Below are 18,670 nucleotides of genomic sequence, written 5' to 3' on the forward strand. Positions count from 1 at the left end.
TTTCATTTTTAAACATTTAAAAACGTTTTAGCGTATGCCTTGCGGTAAGAAAAGAAAAAGACATAAGATTGCCACTCATAAACGTAAAAAACGATTGAGAAAGAACCGGCATAAGAAAGGTAAAAAATAGTTTTCTCCTGTTTCCCGCCATTTATACTAACCAGGTTTTATTTGCGGCGCGGTGATCGGACAAAAATTTTGATATATCCTGCATGATTTTAGCGATTATTCTTAAATTGCTGAAGTCATGCAGGTTTTTCCACAAATCCCGCTTAGTATTCCGGATATTACCTGCAGATCGCTGAACCCTTAAGCAATCCATCATCACGTATACTAACATAATGTTAGGTGTAATCTGGTATGCAGCAAGCTGTTATTAAATAGCCGTGCATAACAATAAGGTGAAGTTATAATGGTTAAAATTTTGGACGCTTGAACAAGGAACTTATTATAAATGCGGCACCTACTGGTGTGGAAATAGCGTTGCTGGAAGATAAGAAACTGGTCGAATTGCATCACGAAAGTGGCAATCCCAATTTCTCAGTAGGGGATTTATACCTGGGGAGAGTGAAAAAACTCATTCCAGGCCTCAATGCAGCGTTTGTGGATGTTGGCTTTGAAAAGGATGCTTTTTTGCATTATACAGATCTAAGCCCTTACATACGCTCCATACTTAAATTTACCCAGCAGGCTATTACCGATAAAACCCCAGAGGGTTTTGATTTTACAAAGTTTAAGAATGAACCGGAAATTGTTAAAACCGGTAAGATTACAGATGTGCTGGGCGGTAAGCCTAACATTCTTGTGCAAATACTAAAGGAACCGATCTCTTCAAAAGGCCCACGTCTTAGTTGCGAAATTTCATTACCCGGAAGGTTTATTGTGTTAACACCCTTTAATGACATTGTAGCTGTATCTAAAAAGATACACTCTTCCGAAGAAAGAAAACGCCTGCAAAAGATTGTGGAAGCGATCAAGACACCGAACTTCGGTGTTATTGTGCGTACAGCCGCAGAAGGAAAGAAAACGGCAGAACTGCATGAGGACCTTACCACCCTGGTTGAAACCTGGAAAAACATTCAGGCTAATCTGCGCGGCGGCACGCCTCCGCAAAAGGTACTGAGCGAACAAGCCAAAACCACCAGCATATTAAGAGATCTCCTGAACGAGAGCTTTAACCGTATCGTCATTAACGATAAGAACATGTACACTGATACCAGGGCTTATATCGGTAAGATAGCCCCGGAGAAACAGGACATCGTTCATCATTATCATAATGGCGCTCCTATCTTTGATCACTACGGCATTACCCGGCAGGTGAAGGCTTCATTTGGTAAAACAGTGAACCTCGACAGTGGTGTATACCTGATCATAGAAGCAACGGAAGCCCTGCACGTCATAGACGTAAACAGTGGTTATAAAAGCTCCAGTAACAATCAGGAGCAAAACGCGCTTGCTTCGAATTTAGAAGCTGCGGGAGAAATTGCACGTCAACTGCGGTTGCGTGATCTTGGGGGCATTATTATCATTGACTTCATTGATATGAAGCTGCCGGAGAACAAAAAGGTAGTGTACGAAGCTATGGAGAAATTCATGGCACAAGACAGAGCCAAGCATACTATTCTGCCGATCTCAAAGTTCGGACTGATGCAGATAACACGTCAGCGTGTTAAACCAGAAGTAACAATTTCCGTGGCGGAAGATTGCCCAACCTGCCATGGTACCGGTAAAATAGGGGCCTCCGTATTAATTATAGATGAGGTTGAAAAGAACCTTCAATACCTGATAAATCATCAGCATAAAGGACTTACCATCAGAGTTCATCCTATATTTTATGCTTTCCTAGCCAAAGGATTCTTAACCTCCCGCCAATGGAAATGGTATTTCCAATATAAGAAATGGGTTAAGGTAAAGGCAGATTCTAATTACCACCTTACTGAATATCGCTTTTTCGACGCCAACGAAGAAGAAATTAAATTATAAGATATTGTTTAAACAAAAACGCTTAACGTCATCGAACGTTAAGCGTTTTTGCTTTTATAGCATACCAGAGGATGCCTGAATCAGTTACCCCAGAACTGATCTTCCCCGGCTTCATCAACTGTAAATATCTCGGCCCTGACAATCTTTCCGTCTTCAACGGTGTAGACATCGATATTATCTACGTCTAAAATTGCACCGGCAGGATGTGTTGCGTTCCAGTGTAATAAACAGGCAACCTTATTGCCGTTGGCACTTATAGATTTTATATCCGTCAGTTTTACGGTATTGGCAGATAACTCGAACATTTTACCTACCATCTGGAAGACTTCATTTCTGGAACGTTTTATTCCTGAGATACTGTTGTTACCTGGTTGTTTCCATTCTACATCCGGATGAAGGAGCTCCCCGAGTTTTTCAGTATCTACGCGTTTTACAGCACTTAAAAATTCGTTTACTACATGTGTTGCTTCGTTTTTCATGATTTTATATTTGATGATTAAGAATGTTTTTGATGATACAAAGATCACCAGAGAAGGACCTTTGAGAGTTATCTTTAGGTGACAACGATTTACCATATTCCGCCATTTTTTGGGGATACGTGATAGTAGAGGTATTTTAGAGTGATGGAAGATCAGGTTAAGAAATTGATGATGGGTTTACTGGCCTACGCCGCACAGCGGGATTTGTCAGTTGAAAGCCTGTGTCATTTATCAAATGTTACAATGGAGGAATTGCAAAGCAGTCATCAACCGCTTTCTCCAAAACAGGTGAATGATCTCTGGCTGAATGCCTTGCATTTAAGTAAAGACAAGCTGTTTGGTTTGCACTTTGGGGAATCATTGCAGTTATCTGCATTGGGAGTAGTGGGAGATATTATCAAAAGTAGCGAGACTGTTGGCAAGGCTTTGCTGATAGCAGCATCCCTGACACATCTGATCACCAGTGATTTTATACTGGAAGTAAAACAGGAAGAAGAAACCTTTAGTGTGATATTTATTCCGGCAATGCCCGAAGGACAAAGCTCTCCTGCTGCTATACAAATGTTGGATCTGCTGATGGTTTTTGTGATACATGAACTGGACGGTCTTATCCTCAAAAAGATAAAACCTTTATCGGTGAGTTATGCCCGGCAGATCGATGATGTGGTCGAATATGAGCGTGTAATGCGTTGCAGACCTGTTGTAAATAGGGACACCTGTATCACTTTTGAGAAGAAATACTGGAACGAACCTATTATCACTGCTAATTATGAGATGCAAAGTATACTCTTGCAAAAGGTAGCAATGTTGAAAAATCCGGCAGAAAAAAAAGCGCTTAAAAACAGGATCTATAATTACCTGCTGGAGAACTCCTACCTCGGGCTTGTATCCCTGGAAGATATTGCGTCTAACTTTAACATCAGTACGCGCACACTGCAACGAAAATTGAAAGAAGAAGGTATCAATTTTCAGCAACTGGCTGATGAAGCAAGAATGGTGTTAGCCATAAATTATCTAAAGGCCGGGTCTTACCCGGTGAAGGAGATATCTTACATGCTTGGCTATAATGAGCTAAGTGCTTTTACCCGCACGTTTAAGCGTTGGACAGGTATTACTCCTGCTCTTTATCAAAAAAATCAAAGTTAAGCTATCACAAGAATGCTCGTTAGGCAGCATCCTGCACCTGAGATAATTTTACATCTTAATTCCTGTTTACCAAAAGAATCCTGGTTAAGCAGCAACCTCAAGCTCAACATTTTAGTATAATTTTATGTTGTTCTTAAAAATGAGATCACGCATATGTCCGTACGTAAATTGTTGTTGTTCGTAGTTTTGCTGGCTGCCTGCCGCTCCGGAGGAAAGAAAGGGCCACACATTGGAAGGGATACCACCCATTATACCCAACAGGAATACATTGATCAGAAACTGGATAGTAATATCGTTAACAATTTCCTGCAAAAGGATACTACCTATGCAGAGTATATCCGCGATTTCTACCGTGAACGTGATTACCACTACGCCTGGATTGGCGGCGATGGTAAGCTGACTGAGCAAGCCGGTAACTTCATTAACCTTATGAAAACCGATGCTGCATATGGTCTGAATGATACTGGTCTTATCAGCAAACCACTACGTGAGTTGAATGATACACTGATGCTGGAAGGTGATAAACTGAAACCCGGTGACAAATCCATCCCACAGGCAGAATTACAGTTAACCGCTCAGTTCTTTGCCTATGGCAGTAAAGTGTGGGGAGGCATGACTTCAGACAACGCAAAAGACCTGGAATGGTTTATCCCCCGTAAGAAAATAGATATGCAGAGTTTACTGGATTCTATGGTCAACAGACCCGCGAATACTTTTGAAGAACCAGTAAACATCCAATATAAACTGTTGAGAGGCAAACTGCATCAACTGGATGTCCTTTCAAAACTGCCCTGGGATTCCTTAAAGGCTACACAGAAAATATATAAAGAGAATGATTCTGCGCCAATCATTGTTGCTGTGAAAGAGCGGCTGCATTTGTTAGGAGATCTTCCTGCTGCAGATGCTTCCCCTGTGTTTACTCCTCTGCTGGACAGCGCTATCCGTAGCTTCCAGCATTGCACCGGTTTAAAGATTGATGGTACTATTCAGCAACCTTTACTGAACGCATTGAACATCTCTCCGCGTAAACGTATTGAGCAGGTGCTGATCAATATGGAGCGTTTGCGCTGGGTGCCTGCTTCTTTGCCGGCAGAATACCTGCTGGTGAATATTCCTGCTTTTAAACTGTATGTATATGATGATAACAAATTAGACTGGACCTGTAATGTAGTAGTAGGTAAACCAGGTACGAACACCGTTATCTTCAGTGATCAGATGAAGTTTGTGGTGTTTAGCCCTTACTGGAATGTTACCCCTACTATTATTGCTCATGAGGTGATACCTGCTATGAAACGTAATCCGGGGTATTTAGCCCGTCAGAATATGGAAGTGGTGACTAATACAGGGAAGCCTGTGAGTATAGGTTCTATCAACTGGAACAAGTACAGTGGTACCAGTTTTCCTTATATTATCCGGCAGAAACCAGGAGGGGCAAATGCCCTGGGTAAGGTGAAGTTCCTCTTTCCTAATGAATACAATATTTACCTGCATGATACGCCATCCAAAGGGTTGTTTGGAGAGAACAAACGTTCTTTCAGTCATGGTTGTATCAGGGTGTCTGAACCTCAGCACCTGGCGGAATGGCTGTTACGTAAAGATCCTTCCTGGACACGGAAAAAGATAGTGGATGCAATGAATAGCGGGAAAGAGACCTTTGTGTCTTTAAAGGAAAAAGTGCCGGTGTTTATTGGATATTTCACGGCATATGTGGATGATCAGGGCCGCCTGAATTTCAGAGATGATGTGTATGGGCACGATGCACAACTGGCAGCCAGCCTGTTTGGCAAAAAGTAATCAATTTAATTTTTGGGTGCAGGGCGAAGCCCTGCAAAACCTCTTCTATTGTTTAGTGATGGTGCGAAGTACCATCACTAAACAATTACTCCTTTTTTTATTTACAGGCAATCACTGATATCTCTACGTTTACGCCTTTGGGCAAACCGGATACTTCTACCGTTTCTCTGGCAGGGAAATAGCCGCTGAAGTACTTACCATATACTTCATTGATCTGCGAGAAGTTCTTCATGTCTGTAATAAAGATGGTGGTCTTTAATACGTCACTGAAGTCCATATCAGCAGCAACCAGGATGTTTTTCAGATTGTGCATTACCTGGTGTGTTTCAGTGATAATATCTTCCAGCATCAGTTGGTTTGTTTCTGCGTGAAGAGCGATCTGTCCGGAAACAAACAACATATTACCTGCTTTAATGGCCTGATTATAAGGACCAATAGGAGCAGGAGCATTTGTAGTATTGATAATCTGTTTTTCCATAGTTGTAAAATTACAGGGAATTTTTAATTCATCATTATTAGTTATTAATTAATAGGTTTGCGAAAATTTTGCTCATGAAGATCCTGGTAATAGGAGATGCGCAACATTATACAGCCCTGCTGCTGAAAGGCGGCTTAAGCGGGCATCAGGTGCAGCAGGTAACCACGCTGGACAGGATTGATTCACTGGCAGATTATCAGCTGGTGATAGACCTGGTCTTTGATGACCACCAGGAGCATGCGGTGCTGTACGCCAGGTTCCCGGCAGTACCAGTGCTGGCAGGCATCGTAAAGACGTCCCTGGGCGCTGTAATGGGTAACTATGCCTTCTCTCAGGGGTTTAACCTCATAGGATGCAATTGGCTGCCAGGCTTTATTGAAATGCCGGTGACAGAGGTATCTGTAATAGATGAGGAGCAGTTGCCGGTGTTGCAGGAGATGATGGGGCAGCTGGGCTGGCAGTATGAGGTGGTGAAAGATAGCGTAGGGATGGTAACGCCCCGTGTAATATGTATGATTATTAATGAAGCGTACATGGCTGCTGAGGAAGAAATCGCTTCCAGAGCTGATATTAATACGGCGATGAGACTGGGAACCAACTACCCGTTAGGGCCTTTTGAATGGTGTGAAAAGATAGGAATAAAGCATGTATGTGATGTTTTATCATCTGTATATACTGCCACAGGAAATGAAAGGTATAAGGTAAGTCCGCTGCTAATAGAAGAGGCACAAACATCAAATGTAAAATAGATTGTCTTTAATACTCAACATAGATACTGCTGCGAAAATAGGCTCTGTTTGTCTTTCTAAAGACGGTGTGCCTTTACAGACGCTGGTCAATGACCAGCAAAAAGATCATGCCGCTACAATGGTCCCGTTTGTACAGGAGATCATGAAAACGCAGGGTGTTGCTCCTGATCAACTGGATGCAATAGCTGTAAGCGCAGGCCCTGGTTCTTATACCGGCTTACGTGTGGGCGTAGCCACCGCCAAAGGGCTGTGTTATGCCTGGAACAAACCGCTGATAGCCATTTCTACTTTACAGATGATGGCACAGGGGCTGTATATGCAATTAAAGGATAATGCAGCTTTCTATTGCCCGATGCTGGATGCGCGCCGTATGGAAGTGTATACGGCCATATATAATGCGGATTTGTCAGCTGTAATGGCTCCTCAGGCGCTTATTCTTACTCCTGAAGCTTTTACAGCGCAGCTGGATCATCAAAAAACGTATTTCTTTGGCGATGGCAGTGAAAAATGGCAACTACTACTAAATGGTCATAAAAATGCCTTGTTTGTGCCTTATGAGATGAGCGCAGCTCATTTGTCATTACTTTCTAATGCCGCTTTTGACCGTCAGGACTTCGCAGATGTGGCATATTTCAGTCCTTTTTACCTCAAACCCTTCCATTCTACTCCCAAAAAATAGGGATTTTTTCCATCAGATTACATAATTGTGTCATAGAACTGTCAAATTACATTTAATTGGCACGTAATGACCATCTATATATTAAAAAATAAGGTATAGAAGTTTTTTTTATTACGACTAATATTATATTTTTGTATAAATCGATACCCGGTTATTGTTTTCTAACAATTTGTGGGTTTACTGTCCGTTGATCCCTTTCATTTCATCATTACTTTAAAAACTATTATGCGATGGAAAAAACATTATTAACTACCTCTTCTAATACTCTTATTATTTCTAGAGGTACCAATGAAAAAGACCAAATTAAATTGGATTACATTGCTGTTAAGAAGGCTGCGATGGTATTGCGTGCAATAAACCATAAGCTGCGCCAGCAAATGATTAAATTGCTGGAAGATCACAAAAAAATGACAGTTACTGAAATCTACGTTAAGCTGCGTCTGGAGCAGTCGGTTGCATCACAGCACCTGGCTATTCTTCGTCGTGCCGGCATTGTAATCACAGAAAGAGATGGTAAGTTCATCCACTATACGATCAACAAACAACGTATAGCTGAAGTTGCCAAATTTGTGGAAGAGCTGGTAGGCTAAATCTGGTTTTGGATGACAGGTCATCTGAGTACAAAGAAATTATTCGGGCCTAACTGAGAGATTTTACTTTTAGTTAGGCTCTAATTTTTGATTTGCCAAGGTTACAACTGAAAGTAAATTATACTACTCAATTGAGTAGTATTTTGTTACCTGCATATTTCCCGTTATATATAATAACAGGTCTCGTATTCGTACGCGTATGTAATTTTGACGTTAAAAGTCATATCATATTATGACTTCTCTCATACATTCCTCCGCTGATAAATCCGTAAATTTGCACGAAATCAAAAACCGATGTTCGTCAAGCAACTTTATACGAATTGCTTATCAGAAGCTGCCTACTTTATAGAGTCAGAAGGACAGGCTATTGTGATAGATCCACTGAGAGATATCGAAGCTTATCTTGATCTTGCTAAAGAACGGAACGCTACCATTAAGTATATCTTCGAAACACATTTTCATGCAGACTTTGTATCAGGTCATCTTGATCTTGCTGCTGCTACAAAAGCTCCTATAGTATTCGGCCCCGAAGCTGTTACCAGTTTCCCTATCTATCTTGCTAAAGATGGAGAGAAATTTACTATAGGTAAACTGACTCTGGAAGTATTACATACACCAGGGCATACCATGGAGTCTACCTGTTATTTACTATATGATGAAAACGGTGTTCCCGCCAGCTTATTTACAGGAGATACACTGTTTGTAGGTGATGTTGGTCGTCCGGACCTTTTCAGTGGTAACCACACAAAAGAAGAACTGGCAGGTTTGCTGTTCGAATCTTTAAATACCAAGATCAAAACTTTACCAGATAATGTAACCGTTTACCCGGCACATGGTCCTGGTTCTTCCTGCGGTAAAAATCTGGGTCCTAATACTTCCAGTACCCTGGCAGAAGAGAAAAGCACTAACTATGCTTTACTGGCTACCGATAAAGCACAGTTTATCTCTGAAGTTACTGATGGTCTCAGTACACCTCCTTCTTATTTTCCTATCAACGCTAAAATAAACAAGGAAGGATATGATACGCTCAAGGCTGTGATGGAAAAGAGCAATGTAGCATTATCCGTAGCTGATTTTAAAAAGAAGATCAAAGAAGGTGTGCTGGTACTGGATACCCGTCCTGCAACAACATTTGCAGAAGGTTTTGTTCCCAGCTCTCTGAGTATTGGCCTGGAAGGTCGTTTTGCGGAATGGGCTGGTAGCCTGTTACCATTTAACCAGGAGATTATTCTTGTAACAGAAGCAGGAAAAGAAGAAGAAACCATCGTTCGTTTAGCGCGTGTTGGTTTTGATCATGTGATCGGCTACCTGAAAGGTGGTTATGAAGGATGGGCTGCTGCAGGAGAAAAAATCGATATGATCATTACGGTAGAACCGGATGAACTGGCGATGGATGTTCCGCATGATCCGAACCTGATAGTGCTGGATGTGCGTAAACCGGCAGAGTATGCTGACGGACATATTAAAGATGCTATCAATCTTACATTAAGTGATATGGTTGATCCTGGTACTATGGCAGATTTTGATGATCATCATAACCTGTATGTACATTGTCAGGGTGGATATCGTAGTATTATTGCCTGCTCCATGCTGAAACGAGAAGGCATTCATAATCTGCGTAATGTAGAGGGTGGATATAATAATATGAAGGATACAAAAGGGCTGGAAACAGTGAAAGAGAAGAATGTATTGAATTAACATATTTTCCGGAAGAGTATAAAAGGAGAAAGGCATTACTGCTTTTCTCCTTTTTCATTTTCACAGGTATGCTTTTTGAACCCTAACCGTAAATATTTCTATGGGAAAACAACTGGAAGGACAGATAGCATTGGTTACAGGAAGTAGTAGTGGCATAGGTGCAGGCATTGCTGTTGCATTCGCGGAAGCCGGTGCTACTGTGGTTGTTAACTATCATAGTGATAAGAGTCTTGCAGGTGCGGAAGCTGTGTTGGAGAAGATTAAAAGTGCGGGATCCAATGGGGTGATCCACCAGTGTAATATTAGTGAGGAAGAGGATGTGAAGAAGATGTTTGCGGAGATTCTTACCCAGTTTGGAACTGTAGATATTGTGGTGACAAATGCGGGTATTCAACAGGATGCTCCTTTTTTAGATATGACACTGGAACAGTGGAATGCGGTCATCAGTACTAATCTTACCGGGCAATTCCTTTGTGCAAGGGAAGCTGCACGTGAGTTTAAACGCAGAGGGGTGCTGCCTGAGCGCTCTAAAGCAGCGGGCAAAATTATCTGTATGAGTAGCGTGCATGAAGTGATTCCCTGGGCGGGACATGTGAACTATGCTGCCAGTAAGGGCGGGGTGAAACTATTAATGCAGTCTATGGCACAGGAACTGGCGCCACTTAAAATAAGGGTGAACAGCCTGGCTCCAGGGGCTATTAAGACGCGTATCAATAAAGATGCATGGGATACTCCTGAGGATGAGAAGAAACTATTAGAGCTGATTCCTTATGGCAGAATAGGGGAGGCTGATGATATTGGAAAAGCAGCGGTGTGGCTGGCCAGCGATGAGAGTGATTATATTACTGGCATAACTATGTTTATAGATGGGGGTATGACCTTGTACCCCGGATTTGCGGATAATGGTTGATTATTTCAACTGTTTTGATTGACTAACAATTAATTATGTGCAACGATGCCCATTCTAGCATGTTATTTGTAAAACTCAAATAAACTTTTGACTATGAGAAACAGATCATTATTGATGGCTGGCTTACTATTTATCGCAGTGGGCCTATTTTCCTGCCAACCTAGCGATACTACAATTCAACAGGGTGTTAATGAAAAATTAGCAGGTGTCCCTGGTATTACTGCTGAAGTAAAAGGTGGAGTAGTTATTTTGAGCGGAGAGGTTTCTGATGATGCGGCTAAGACTTCTGCAGAAGAATCTGTGAAGAGTGTAGCTGGTGTGAAATCTGTAACCAACAATGTAATGGTACAAGCTGCTATTCCTCCCCCTCCTCCTCCAGCAGCACTGAGCCCTGATGAGATACTGAAGAATACCCTGGATTCTGCTTATAAAGCAGACGGGTTTACAGAGGTGACTGTAACAGTTGCGAATGGAGAAGCTACCCTGGAAGGGAATGCTAAGAAAGCAGATGTTAAGAAAATCGTGAAAACAGCAGAAGATGCTAAAGCCACGAAAGTGAATAATAAACTTACTGTGAAGTAGAGAATGTACTATCTAATCAACTCCGTCTTTGGCTCCGGCTAAAGGCGGAGTTGGTGTTTTAGGGCTCTGGTAGAGAATTCTTTGTTTCTTCTTTGTATTCATGCTTCCAGCGTCTGTGGCTCCACACCCATACTTCGGGTTGTTCGTAGATATTCTTCTCCAGGAAGTTTACGAATGCTTCTGTGATAGCGCCATCAGGAGCTTGCTGAGGTTCTTCAAATGCCAGTTTGAGGGTGGCGTGATAATAGCCACGTTTTACTTTACGGATGTCTGCAAATACAACAGGGATGTTGTTTCGTTTGGCCGTCATCTCAGGGCCTTTATAGAAAGCAGTCATTTTATTTAAGAAAGGAAACCAGTAACAACGACGGGGGTTGCCGGGATTCTGATCTGCTACCAGGGCAATGAGGTATTGTTTGTCATGCCATGGCAGCATGGCCTCCCTGATATCATTAGCGGGTAATAAGGTACTGCCGGACTTCTCACGGAAATGACGAAACAGCCTGTCAGCTGCTTTGTTGGTCAGTGGCATGTACACAACCAGGAAAGGGAATTGTACGCCCTGCATACAAAACTGATTCGCCCATTCCCAGTTAAAGTTATGTCCCAGGTGCAACTGGCAGCTTTTGCCTTTTGCATAAAGTTCATGTAAAACAGTAAGGTCGCAGATAAACCGGCGTTCCAGATTCTTAGGACTGATGGTTAACAGCTTAAGGGTTTCCACCATCATATCCGTAAGATTGAGATAGTATTTTTTAGCCAGCTGTGTAATCTCTTTGTTTGTCTTATCAGGAAAAGCCTGTCGCAGGTTTGCGAACACTACTTTTTTGCGGTAGCCCACAATGTAGTAGATGATCAGATATAATCCGTCACTAATGAGGTATAACAGCCATAACGGCAATATGGAAATTCCATATGTGAATGCCAGCAAAAAATAATACATGTCAGCTACAATTTCTATAACACAATATTCTGTACCAGTGCGCTCTTCTCAGGATAATCAGTATTAAAATGTAAACCACGACTTTCCTTACGGAAGGAGGCGCTCTTCACGATCAGGTAACCTACAGTAATGAGGTTACGTAGTTCGCAAAGCTGGGGAGAAACTTCTGTTCTTTCGTATAGTGATTCTGTTTCTTCGTGTAAAATATCCAGTCTGCGTATAGCACGTTGTAAACGTTCGTTGGTGCGTACGATACCAAGATAATCGCTCATGATCTGCTTGAGTTCTTTTAAACTCTGTGTGATCAGGATCATTTCTTTGGGAGCAGTAGTACCGGCTGTATTCCAGTCGGGCACATCATTCTTTAATGGAATGGATTCAATCCGCTGCACCGCATCTAAATAACAACGATGTGCAAATACCATTGCTTCCAGCAGAGAGTTGGATGCCAGTCGGTTTGCGCCGTGCAAACCCGTGCTGGAGCATTCTCCGCATGCATACAGATTGTTAATGGAAGTACGTCCCCATTCATTTACTTTGATACCACCACAGCTGTAATGTGCAGCAGGTGATACCGGTATCATATCCTTCTTTACGTCAATACCGGCAGAAAGACATTTCTCATAAATGTTTGGAAAGTGATGCACAAACTTTTCTATATCCATATGCCGGCAGTCGAGGTACACATATTCAGTACCGGCAATTTTCATTTCACTATCTATTGCGCGGGCAACAATATCACGGGGGGCCAGAGAAAGACGTGCATCATATTTATGCATGAATTCCTCTCCATGTACATTGCGGAGAATACCACCATCACCGCGTACAGCTTCTGTGATAAGGAATGCATTATTCACACCAGGCTCGTAGAGGGCTGTAGGATGGAACTGGATAAACTCCATATTCTCTATCCTGCCTTTAGCACGGTATACCATCGCCACACCATCGCCGGTAGCGATAATAGGATTGGTTGTACTGCGGTATACCTGGCCATTACCACCGGTAGCCAGTACGGTAATACGGCTGAGGATCTTTTCGATCTTATTGGTGAGAAGGTTCAGTACGTATACACCGTAACATTCAATATCCGGTGTTGATTTCGTGATGAGGTAACCCAGGTGATGCTGGGTGATGAGGTCTACCACAAAGCAGTGGGTAACCAGTTCTATATTCGGGTTTTTGTGAATGGCATCGAGTAATGCACGTTCTATTTCTTTCCCGGTAACGTCTTTATAGTGGATGACCCTGAACTCCGAATGTCCGCCTTCGCGGCCAAGGGAGAAATCTCCGGCATCATTTTTATCAAAGTTTGCACCCCATTCAATGATCTCATTTACACGTTCCGGTCCTTCCTTAACAACAATCTCAACGATATGTTTATCGCAGAGGCCATCACCGGCAATGAGCGTATCATCAATATGTTTTTCGAAGCTGTCATTCTCCAGGTCGTTTACCACGGCTACACCGCCCTGTGCGTATTTCGTGTTGGTTTCGTCTTCACGCGTTTTGGTGATGATGGTAATCTTTTTATCAGGGCATTCCGCTGCCACTTTTAAGGCGTACGTAAGGCCTGCAATACCGGAACCAATCACTAAGAAGTCTGTCTGTTGCATAGTTACTTTAGCAAGCACCAAATGTACGCTTTAATTTGTTCCCACACTCCCTGTGCCATACCCCTGCCGGATCTGTAAGTATTTGAGTCCTCCGGTACAGAGTCCCCATTGTGCAAGGCCATAGGTTAATGTAACCAGGAAGTTGCCTGCCGGTACGGCATGATAGAAGTGATCTATTGCGGTGAGGGTATCTGAGAGAATGAAGAGGATGGCACCGCCAACGGCAAACCATCCGATGACCTGTTCTTTCAGCCGGAAAGCATGCATACTCGTTAGCAGGGTAAAGGAAATGAATATAGCATAAATGATTACAGGAATACGCATCTCTCCCAGGTAGGGTAGCATAGCAAAGATGAATAGAAGCAAGGCGGCTTCTGTTAAAAAAATGAATGGCCACTGACAATCGGGAAGCGGATAATTACTGTATCTGATCTTCAGAAAGAAACCTATATAAGCTAAGTGCGTGAATAGAAAACAACCAATGCCAGCTATGAAAAATTCTTCTCCCTTATCCTCAAATAAAAGAAAAATATCACCGATACATGAAAAGAATAAGGCAGCAAACATCAGTATCCTGAATAAGCGAGCTACATGTTTTGTATTATTAAGAAAGTAAATCGCGAGCAGTATGGTGAGCATTGGCTCTGCCACATAAGAAACTACTTCTCTGTTACAGGCAATGGCAATCAGATCTATAAGAAGAAAAAGAAAGAACAGAATAATTAATACACGTTTTTTCATCCGTGGATAATGGTTTAATGGTGGAGTTAAAGAACCGGGAGTAAAATATGGAAGGTAGTACCGTTGTTGTTCGTATTGCTCACTTTAAGTTGTCCACCGTGCAGCTGTATGATTTGTTGCGACAGACTAAGACCAATACCACTGCCTTTCTTTTTGGTGGTATAAAAAGGGATGAAGATTTTATCCATCGCATCTGTGTCTATACCAGGGCCATTATCTGTGATCTCTATACTTACCTGGCCGTTATTATTGAGTGTAACGTTAACGCGGATAGCAGGCTGTTGTGAGTGTTCCAGTGCATCCATCGCATTTTTAATAAGGTTGATCAGTACCATTTGCAACTGGGCTACGTCTGCATGAATCTCTGTACTGGAAGATTCTACCTGGTGATGGAAATAGATGCCGGCCTGTTTCATTTCCGGCTGTAGCAGATTGCTTACGCTGGTGACCAGCTCTTTTATATTTACGTTGGTAAACTGTGGCTTTGGCAGCGTAGTATAATCACGGTAAGCATTTACAAAATTCATGATGCCTTTACTACGGCTCTTGATTGTTTGCAGTGCTTCCTGCAAGTCGGTGATAGCTTCCTGTTGCTGCGTTTCCGGTAAGATATCCTGTTCCACGATATCCTGCATCGTACTGATCAGCGATACGATAGGCGTAACGGAGTTCATGATCTCATGCCTTAATATTTTGGTAAGGTTCTGCCATGCTTCCAGCTCTTTTTCCTGTAGTTCTGCATGGATATTCTGGATAGAAAGCAGTTTCACCAGGCGCCCCTGTAACCTGACAGTAGCTGCATGAATAGACAACTGCTGTTCCTGCCGGGTGCGGTACAGGATTTTGTTACCGGAATGTACCTGTAATAATAATTCAGGTAAACCCGGATGTGCGTTTTTAAGTTCTGCAATATTGCGCAGGCGGTAAATGCCTAAGAGGCGAAAGGCAGCAGGGTTGATCAGTTCTATTCTGCCTTCGGAATCAAAAGATAATACACCAATGCTGATATGCTGAACGATGGTATCAATGTATTTGAGGTTGGCTTCTTTCTCCGCACGTGTTTGCCGGAAGGCTTCCAGTACTTCGTTAAACTGATGATTCAGTGCCTGGAAACTTTTTCCCAGTTTATTGTCTGCGCTGAAACGGATGGAGAAGTCCTCATAACGGATAGATTCCAGGAACAGGGTGAGTTTACGGTTTACCCTGTTGATGTAATAATACATGCCATAGATCTGGACACCCATCAGCACAATGATGGCCAGTCCGGGTAATACCCCCAGTTTATTCCACACCCATACACCTGCTATGGTGGTAGCCGTAAGCAGTATGATGCGTAGAAAAATGGTGAAACTGAAGTTGTTCATTGGGAGCTATATATTGTATTTTTCCAGTCTTCTGTATAGTGCGGCTCTGCTGAGTCCAAGTTCTTTGGCGGCCTCAGTGATATTACCGTTTACTTTCTTCATGGCCTGGGTGATGATATTACGTTCCATCTCTTCCAGGTTGTAACCGGTATTGAGCTGCTGATCCTGTGCAGGGGTTTTTACGAATACATCTTTAGGCATCAGTACTTTTCCCTGTGAAAGGATGACCGCTCTTTCCATGGCATGCTGCAGTTCACGGATATTACCCGGCCATTCGTATTGCTGTAACTGCAATACCAGTGATTCGTGGAGACTGGTAGCGGAGCGTTTGTATCGTTCGCGGTATAATTGCAGGAAATGTTCTGCCAGTGGAATGATATCTTCCACACGTTCACGCAGAGGGGGCAGTTGTATTTCGATCGTATTGATGCGATACAGTAAATCCTGACGGAAGAGATGTTGTGCTGCCATCTGTTCTATGTTACGGTTGGTAGCGCAGATGAGGCGTACATCCAGGGGAATGGCCTTATTGCTGCCTACTTTTGTAACGGCCCGGTTTTGCAGTACGGTGAGCAGTTTCGCCTGGAAGGGGAGGGAGATATTCCCGATTTCATCCAGGAAAATGCTGCCGCCACTGGCTTCTTCAAAGCGGCCGGAACGGTCGTCACGGGCATCTGTAAAGGCGCCTTTCACATGGCCGAACAATTCGCTTTCGAAAAGCGTTTCGCTGATGGCCCCCAGGTCTACACTTACAAAAGGATGTGCGGTACGGTGCGACAGCTGGTGAATGTGACGGGCCAGCATATCCTTACCGGTACCATTCTCTCCCAGGATGAGGATATTGGCATCTGTAGCCGCTACCCGCTGCGCGGTATCGAGAACGTGTAACATGGCAGGACTGCTGCCTATAATGGAAGAAGATGCTTGTGTTTGTGCGGCAGGGGCTGCCTGTTTCTCCTGGGTCCTGTTCTTTTTGTTATAAGCAGCCTGCATGGTTGCCAGCAACTTTTCATTTTCCCAGGGTTTCAGTACAAAGTCGGCTGCTCCGGCTTTGATAGCACGTACGGCCATTTCCACATCGCCATAGGCGGTGAACATGACTACAGCAGCTGTTGGTTGCAGGTCCAGGATACGGTCCAGCCATTCGAAGCCTTCCTTACCGGTGTTAAGGTCGCGGGTAAAGTTCATATCCAGCAGGATCACATCGTATTCAAAGTTGGACACGAGGTAGGGGATCTTCTGGGGATTGCGTTCAAAGTCCACCTGTCCGAAATGCCTTTTCAGTAACAGGCGGGCGGCACGAAGCACGTCCATATCGTCATCTACAATCAAAATTTTTCCTGGCAACTGTGTGGTCATAACAACTTCTTATATATAATTTGTAACGGTAGCTGCAAACAACGTTCCTGACGGGCAGCAGATGTTTGTGGTGGTAGTGAATGCGGCCACAGGCAATATTATAAAAAGATTTCGGTTTTCTGCTAACGGATATTGGTGCAGGGAGAAGTGTCCGGAAATGGACGTGCGGTGTGCGGTACAGGACGTTTTAAATGGAGGGTAATCCTTGTAATTCCTTTGTGGTGGCTGTTTTCGTGCTTTGGCATGCGGGTTGCCTAACCAGAGAAGCAAAGTTATTAATATAACCTATGGACAAGAAAATAGAAAAAAAGTATTGGTCTAAGAAACGGATTTCACTGATTGGTGGAGGAGTGCTGGTGGCATTGCTGCTTGGGTATAACCTCATATTTGCCGATCACCGTTCCAAGCTGAACGTGGAGAAAGACAAGATCTCGATATCTACAGTTACAAAAGGCACTTTTGATCAGTATATAGCTGTAACAGCAGTTGTACTTCCGCTGAAGACCATCCGCCTGGATGCGATAGTAGGAGGATATGTGAGTCAGAAATACCTGGAAGGGGGTAGTAATGTGAAAAAGGGAGACAGCATTCTGCGACTGGAAAACCAGAACCTGATGATGGACTTTGTAAACCATGAAACGGAGATTTACCGTTTGATCAATGAACTGCAGAATACCAGGCAGTCGCTGAAACAGAATAAGTTCACTATGCAGCAGACTATTGCCACCCTGGATTACCAGATAGACCAGGCAAAAGACCTGTACGACCGTAACAAACAACTGGTAGACGAGAAGATCGTAGCCCGTCAGGACTATGTGAAGTACAAGATTGATTACGAACGGCTTGTAAAGCAGAAACAGATTGAAGTACAAAGTCAGCAGTTTCAGATGGAAAATGCAGCTATACAGATAGAACGCCTGGAATCTACCATTGCCCGCACACAGCGTAATCTGCAGATGATGAAAGAGAACCTGAACAACCTGGTGTTAAGAGCGCCAAGTGATGGGCAGTTATCTTCTGTAGATGCAGAAGTGGGAGGAAGCATCACAGCTGGTCAGAATATTGGTCAGATAGATGATTTGAATGGGTTTAAGATGCGGGCAGAGATAGATGAGCATTATGTTTCCCGTGTATTTGCGGGATTGAAAGCCTCGTTTGAGTTCAACAATAAGACCTATGGGTTAGTTGCTATAAAGGTTTATCCTGAGATAAAGAATGCCCGTTTTAATGTGGACCTGAAATTTGAAGGTGAAACACCGGATGGTATCCGTAGGGGGCAGTCTTCTCCTATCCGTCTGGAACTGGGCAAGTCTTCATCAGCGATATTGCTTCCTGTAGGCGGGTTCTTCTCCGATACAGGCGGAAACTGGGTGTATGTGGTAGATAAGAGTGGCAAACGTGCAGTGAAACGTACGATCTCTCTGGGTCAGAAAAACCCTCAGTTCTTTGAAGTGCTGGAAGGTTTGCAGGAAGGTGAGCAGGTTATCACTTCCTCTTATGAGAACTTCGGGGATAAAGAAGTTTTAGTATTCTAAAGTTACAGTTGTTTTAGTCCTGTCGCC

The 18,670-nt window shown here is 43.2% G+C and carries 18 protein-coding genes; 10 read left to right on the forward strand and 8 right to left on the reverse strand.

Going from position 1 to position 18,670, the window contains the following annotated elements:
- Positions 1–432 precede the first annotated feature (432 nt).
- Complete coding sequence (locus tag BMW86_RS11465; RefSeq protein ID WP_089781908.1) at positions 433–1,983, forward strand: Rne/Rng family ribonuclease; 1,551 nt, start codon at positions 433–435, stop codon at positions 1,981–1,983.
- Between the two features lie 80 nt (positions 1,984–2,063).
- Here BMW86_RS11465 and BMW86_RS11470 read toward each other — a convergent pair whose 3' ends face one another.
- Positions 2,064–2,462 carry a nuclear transport factor 2 family protein gene (locus BMW86_RS11470; protein ID WP_089783644.1) on the reverse strand — a complete coding sequence of 133 codons (399 nt, stop codon included), beginning with the start codon at positions 2,460–2,462 and terminating at the stop codon, positions 2,064–2,066.
- Between the two features lie 144 nt (positions 2,463–2,606).
- Here BMW86_RS11470 and BMW86_RS11475 point away from each other — a divergent pair, with 144 nt between their 5' ends.
- Together BMW86_RS11475 and BMW86_RS11480 are read left to right on the forward strand one after the other, a co-directional pair.
- The gene (locus BMW86_RS11475; protein WP_089781909.1) at positions 2,607–3,608 is read left to right on the forward strand and encodes an AraC family transcriptional regulator; all 1,002 of its coding nucleotides are present in this window, start codon (positions 2,607–2,609) and stop codon (positions 3,606–3,608) included.
- A 153-nt stretch (positions 3,609–3,761) separates the two neighbouring features.
- Complete coding sequence (locus tag BMW86_RS11480) at positions 3,762–5,402, forward strand: L,D-transpeptidase family protein (RefSeq protein WP_089781910.1); 1,641 nt, start codon at positions 3,762–3,764, stop codon at positions 5,400–5,402.
- Between the two features lie 97 nt (positions 5,403–5,499).
- Here the strand turns inward: BMW86_RS11480 and BMW86_RS11485 are convergent, their stop codons facing one another.
- Positions 5,500–5,880 (reverse strand): RidA family protein, encoded by a 381-nt coding sequence (locus BMW86_RS11485; RefSeq protein ID WP_089781911.1) that lies wholly within the window; start codon positions 5,878–5,880, stop codon positions 5,500–5,502.
- 74 nt (positions 5,881–5,954) lie between these two features.
- Here BMW86_RS11485 and BMW86_RS11490 point away from each other — a divergent pair, with 74 nt between their 5' ends.
- From BMW86_RS11490 to BMW86_RS32790, 6 genes are all read left to right on the forward strand, one after another.
- On the forward strand, positions 5,955–6,629 hold the full coding sequence (locus tag BMW86_RS11490; protein WP_089781912.1) for a 3-hydroxyacyl-CoA dehydrogenase family protein: 675 nt from the start codon (positions 5,955–5,957) through the stop codon (positions 6,627–6,629).
- 1 nt (position 6,630) lies between these two features.
- The gene (tsaB, locus tag BMW86_RS11495; RefSeq protein WP_089781913.1) at positions 6,631–7,308 is read left to right on the forward strand and encodes a tRNA (adenosine(37)-N6)-threonylcarbamoyltransferase complex dimerization subunit type 1 TsaB; all 678 of its coding nucleotides are present in this window, start codon (positions 6,631–6,633) and stop codon (positions 7,306–7,308) included.
- 230 nt (positions 7,309–7,538) lie between these two features.
- Positions 7,539–7,898 carry an ArsR/SmtB family transcription factor gene (locus BMW86_RS11500; RefSeq protein ID WP_012788619.1) on the forward strand — a complete coding sequence of 120 codons (360 nt, stop codon included), beginning with the start codon at positions 7,539–7,541 and terminating at the stop codon, positions 7,896–7,898.
- Between the two features lie 294 nt (positions 7,899–8,192).
- Positions 8,193–9,596, forward strand: coding sequence for an MBL fold metallo-hydrolase (locus BMW86_RS11505; protein ID WP_089781914.1), 1,404 nt, complete (start codon positions 8,193–8,195; stop codon positions 9,594–9,596).
- Between the two features lie 100 nt (positions 9,597–9,696).
- Complete coding sequence (locus BMW86_RS11510) at positions 9,697–10,506, forward strand: SDR family oxidoreductase (protein WP_089781915.1); 810 nt, start codon at positions 9,697–9,699, stop codon at positions 10,504–10,506.
- Between the two features lie 93 nt (positions 10,507–10,599).
- On the forward strand, positions 10,600–11,088 hold the full coding sequence (locus tag BMW86_RS32790; protein ID WP_089781916.1) for a BON domain-containing protein: 489 nt from the start codon (positions 10,600–10,602) through the stop codon (positions 11,086–11,088).
- A 58-nt stretch (positions 11,089–11,146) separates the two neighbouring features.
- On the opposite strand, the gene BMW86_RS11520 is transcribed toward BMW86_RS32790, so the two are convergent.
- Genes BMW86_RS11520 through BMW86_RS32500 form a run of 6 tightly spaced genes read right to left on the reverse strand, consistent with a single transcriptional unit; the run spans position 11,147 to position 17,378 of the window.
- Positions 11,147–12,031, reverse strand: coding sequence for a lysophospholipid acyltransferase family protein (locus BMW86_RS11520; protein ID WP_089781917.1), 885 nt, complete (start codon positions 12,029–12,031; stop codon positions 11,147–11,149).
- A 14-nt stretch (positions 12,032–12,045) separates the two neighbouring features.
- Complete coding sequence (gene nadB / locus BMW86_RS11525; protein ID WP_089781918.1) at positions 12,046–13,644, reverse strand: L-aspartate oxidase; 1,599 nt, start codon at positions 13,642–13,644, stop codon at positions 12,046–12,048.
- A gap of 30 nt (positions 13,645–13,674) precedes the next feature.
- Positions 13,675–14,385 carry a lysoplasmalogenase gene (locus tag BMW86_RS11530; RefSeq protein WP_089781919.1) on the reverse strand — a complete coding sequence of 237 codons (711 nt, stop codon included), beginning with the start codon at positions 14,383–14,385 and terminating at the stop codon, positions 13,675–13,677.
- 26 nt (positions 14,386–14,411) lie between these two features.
- Positions 14,412–15,749, reverse strand: coding sequence for a sensor histidine kinase (locus BMW86_RS11535; protein ID WP_089781920.1), 1,338 nt, complete (start codon positions 15,747–15,749; stop codon positions 14,412–14,414).
- A 6-nt stretch (positions 15,750–15,755) separates the two neighbouring features.
- Positions 15,756–17,108 carry a sigma-54-dependent transcriptional regulator gene (locus BMW86_RS11540; RefSeq protein WP_089781921.1) on the reverse strand — a complete coding sequence of 451 codons (1,353 nt, stop codon included), beginning with the start codon at positions 17,106–17,108 and terminating at the stop codon, positions 15,756–15,758.
- A gap of 9 nt (positions 17,109–17,117) precedes the next feature.
- The gene (locus BMW86_RS32500) at positions 17,118–17,378 is read right to left on the reverse strand and encodes a hypothetical protein (RefSeq protein WP_143056557.1); all 261 of its coding nucleotides are present in this window, start codon (positions 17,376–17,378) and stop codon (positions 17,118–17,120) included.
- Between the two features lie 17 nt (positions 17,379–17,395).
- Between BMW86_RS32500 and BMW86_RS11545 the strand changes: the two genes are divergently transcribed.
- Positions 17,396–18,643, forward strand: coding sequence for an efflux RND transporter periplasmic adaptor subunit (locus BMW86_RS11545; RefSeq protein WP_089781922.1), 1,248 nt, complete (start codon positions 17,396–17,398; stop codon positions 18,641–18,643).
- The last annotated feature ends 27 nt before the right edge of the window (positions 18,644–18,670 follow it).

It is taken from the genome of Chitinophaga sp. YR573 (genome assembly GCF_900110995.1).
Taxonomy (GTDB): Bacteria; Bacteroidota; Bacteroidia; order Chitinophagales; family Chitinophagaceae; genus Chitinophaga.

Bases quoted from the DNA above. Each gene is read 5' to 3' on its own strand.
- BMW86_RS11530 (WP_089781919.1), bottom strand. From the start codon at position 14,385: ATGAAAAAACGTGTATTAATTATTCTGTTCTTTCTTTTTCTTCTTATA.
- BMW86_RS11545 (WP_089781922.1), top strand. From the start codon at position 17,396: ATGGACAAGAAAATAGAAAAAAAGTATTGGTCTAAGAAACGGATTTCA.
- BMW86_RS11500 (WP_012788619.1), top strand. From the start codon at position 7,539: ATGGAAAAAACATTATTAACTACCTCTTCTAATACTCTTATTATTTCT.
- BMW86_RS11535 (WP_089781920.1), bottom strand. From the start codon at position 15,749: ATGAACAACTTCAGTTTCACCATTTTTCTACGCATCATACTGCTTACG.
- BMW86_RS11505 (WP_089781914.1), top strand. From the start codon at position 8,193: ATGTTCGTCAAGCAACTTTATACGAATTGCTTATCAGAAGCTGCCTAC.
- BMW86_RS11490 (WP_089781912.1), top strand. From the start codon at position 5,955: ATGAAGATCCTGGTAATAGGAGATGCGCAACATTATACAGCCCTGCTG.
- BMW86_RS32790 (WP_089781916.1), top strand. From the start codon at position 10,600: ATGAGAAACAGATCATTATTGATGGCTGGCTTACTATTTATCGCAGTG.
- BMW86_RS11540 (WP_089781921.1), bottom strand. From the start codon at position 17,108: ATGACCACACAGTTGCCAGGAAAAATTTTGATTGTAGATGACGATATG.
- BMW86_RS11510 (WP_089781915.1), top strand. From the start codon at position 9,697: ATGGGAAAACAACTGGAAGGACAGATAGCATTGGTTACAGGAAGTAGT.
- BMW86_RS11470 (WP_089783644.1), bottom strand. From the start codon at position 2,462: ATGAAAAACGAAGCAACACATGTAGTAAACGAATTTTTAAGTGCTGTA.
- BMW86_RS11485 (WP_089781911.1), bottom strand. From the start codon at position 5,880: ATGGAAAAACAGATTATCAATACTACAAATGCTCCTGCTCCTATTGGT.
- BMW86_RS11520 (WP_089781917.1), bottom strand. From the start codon at position 12,031: ATGTATTATTTTTTGCTGGCATTCACATATGGAATTTCCATATTGCCG.
- nadB (WP_089781918.1), bottom strand. From the start codon at position 13,644: ATGCAACAGACAGACTTCTTAGTGATTGGTTCCGGTATTGCAGGCCTT.
- BMW86_RS11475 (WP_089781909.1), top strand. From the start codon at position 2,607: ATGGAAGATCAGGTTAAGAAATTGATGATGGGTTTACTGGCCTACGCC.
- BMW86_RS11480 (WP_089781910.1), top strand. From the start codon at position 3,762: ATGTCCGTACGTAAATTGTTGTTGTTCGTAGTTTTGCTGGCTGCCTGC.